The organism is Mesorhizobium sp. M8A.F.Ca.ET.021.01.1.1 (assembly GCF_003998025.1).
GTDB lineage: Bacteria > Pseudomonadota > Alphaproteobacteria > Rhizobiales > Rhizobiaceae > Mesorhizobium.
Genome location: NZ_RZSJ01000741.1, coordinates 1 through 2,552, shown reverse-complemented (window position 1 = coordinate 2,552; position 2,552 = coordinate 1). Strand labels below are relative to the sequence as shown.

The following is a 2,552-nucleotide window of genomic DNA, read 5'->3' as shown; positions in this document are numbered from 1 at the left end:
GTGTCAGCTTGGCCGGCGTCACCGACGGGTCGAGCACGCCCTTGGGCGCGACCGGCTTGTCGGCGGCATCGAAAGGCCCGCCGGCGATGTCGGTCGCGCCGGACAGGTCGACGATGTTGATCTGGCGGTAGAGTGACGCGTCACCCTTCTTCAGGCCCTGGCCGTTGCCGCTGTCGCGCGCCAGCATCAGGAAGGACGTGTCCGAAAGCGCCACGATCTCGCTCTGCGCGGCGACCTTGGTCTTGCCCTTGGCATCCTTGAACACCGGCAGCGGCACGACATATTCATGCGCGAGCTTCAGATGGGCGAGGTCGGAGGCATCATAGACCAGCGCCCGGGTGTTCTGCCGTGTCGAGGGTGAATCGCCGCCATCCTGCCTCGGAGCCGACTGCAGCACGGCGATCAGGAACTTGCCGTCCGGCGTCATCGCCATGCCTTCGAGGCCCTGGTTGTTCTGGCGTCCGGTTTCGGGATCCTTCGGATCAGGGTCGGCGGCGCCCGGGCCGGGATTGTCGGAGGAGAAGTTCGGTGTCCCCTTGCGCATCGGAACGAGGGCCGCCGGCGGCTGGGTCGCCGACATCAGGCGGCCTTGCGCGGAGAACCAGTAGATGTTGGGGCCGTACTCGTCGGAGATGAACATCGAACCGTCGGGCAGCCGCACGATGGCCTCATTGTCGAGAGCGAGCTTGCCGTTGGTGGCGACGGGCAGCATCGGCATGTCGTCGGCGGCCGGGCGCACATCCGACAGTGGATCGAGGCCGGTGGCATCGGCGCCCTTGTCGTCGGTGAGAAGCATGGTGTCGGCAAGCGTCGCCTTGACGCCCGTCTGCTCCTGGCCGGCGGCGGGAGCAGCGCCTGGCGCGACAGGCGTGAACTCGATGCCGATGATGTTGAGACGCGGCCGGTAGTCGGTGGTGCCGGCGACATTGTAGCCACGGTCGGGCAGGAGCCAGAGCGATCCCTTGTAGGTGCCCGCATCATGCGTCCAGCCGGATGTGTCGATCGCCATGCCGGAGCCCGAGCCGAAGGTCTCGCCGAACTTGTCGCGCTGGTCGGCCGGGATGCGGCCGACGCCGACCAGGCCCTTGTTGACGTAGGCCACGCCGTCGGCAAGCGCCGGGTTGAGAGCGGTGAACAAGGCCAGCGCGACGCCGAGCGAGGCGGTTCGGTGCAGGTGTTTCATGGACAATCCTCTTTGTGACGAAGCATGCCGGAGCGGCCGAAGGACAAACGGAAAGAGGTGCCGCATCGATGATGCCGCGCATGCCTCCCCGAAAGCGATCTAAGGCGTCAACATGATGCTTGCGTGACAGTGCGCGACGCCGACCAGCGGCGATCTCCAAGTGCCGATGAAAACGCTGGACGGCATGAGATTGTTGACCGTCCATCTGCAGTATTCAGCGTACTAGACACTTATGTACAGCGCGTATATGGTGCTGCCTCTGACAGACCGGGAGGGAAGCCTTGAAGTCGCACTACCGCGCAGTTGTCATTGGGGGTGGCGTGGTGGGCGCCTCGGTGCTCTACCACCTGACGCGGTTCGGCTGGAGCGATGTGGCGCTGATCGAGCGCGCCGAACTGACCGCCGGCTCGACCTGGCACGCGGCGGCCGGGTTCCATGCGCTCAACGCCGATCCCAATGTCGCGGCGTTGCAGGACTACACCATCAACCTCTACCGCGAGATCGAGGCCGAATCCGGCTGGGATATCGGGCTGCACATGACCGGCGGCGTCAACATCGCCAGTGATCCGGCGCGCTGGGAGTGGCTGAAATCGGCGTGGGCGGTGTTCCAATCGGTTGGCATCGAGACGGCCCGGCTGGTTACGCCCGACGAGATCAAGGCGATCTGCCCGATCGTCGACGTCACCGGCGTGCTCGGCGGCCTGCACGATTCCAACGAAGGTCATCTCGATCCCTACGGCACAACGCATGCCTATGCGGGTGCTGCCAAGAAGCGTGGCGCCGATGTCATCCTGCGTAACCGCGTGGTCGAGCTGAAGGCGCGCACCGACGGCCAGTGGGACATCGTCACCGAGCAGGGCACCATCGTTGCCGGGCATGTCGTCAACGCCGGCGGGTTATGGGCAAAGCAGCTCGGCCGCATGGCCGGCGTCGACCTGCCGGTGACGCCAATGGAGCATCATTATTTCGTCACCGAGGACATTCCGGAGATCGCGGCGCTGGACAGCGAAATCGGCCTCGCGGTCGATCTCGACGGCTTTTCCTACCTGCGCCAGGAGCGCAAGGGCGTGCTGCTCGGCGTTTACGAGCAGAACCCGAAGCACTGGAACATGGACGGCGCGCCGTGGGACTATGGCATCGAGCTGATCCCGGAAGACATCGACCGCATCAGCCCGGAACTCGCCAAGGCGCATGAACGCTTTCCCTGCCTGGCGACGGCCGGCATTCGCAAATGGGTCAACGGCGCCTTCACCTTCACCCCCGATGGCAATCCGATCGTCGGTCCGGTGCGCGGCCTGAAAAATTACTGGCTCGCCTGCGGCGTCATGGCCGGCTTCAGCCAGGGCGGCGGCGTCGGCAAGTCGCTGGC

Annotated in this window: 2 protein-coding genes; one reads left to right on the top strand and one right to left on the bottom strand. The window is 65.4% G+C overall.

Going from position 1 to position 2,552, the window contains the following annotated elements:
• The coding region (locus EOA36_RS33155; protein WP_127280980.1) for an esterase-like activity of phytase family protein at positions 1 to 1,183 on the bottom strand (1,183 nt) is incomplete at its 3' end.
• Between the two features lie 281 nt (positions 1,184 to 1,464).
• On the opposite strand from EOA36_RS33155, the gene EOA36_RS33150 reads away from it, so the two are divergent.
• A partial coding sequence (locus tag EOA36_RS33150) for an FAD-binding oxidoreductase (protein WP_145969447.1) occupies positions 1,465 to 2,552 on the top strand: 1,088 nt, incomplete at its 3' end.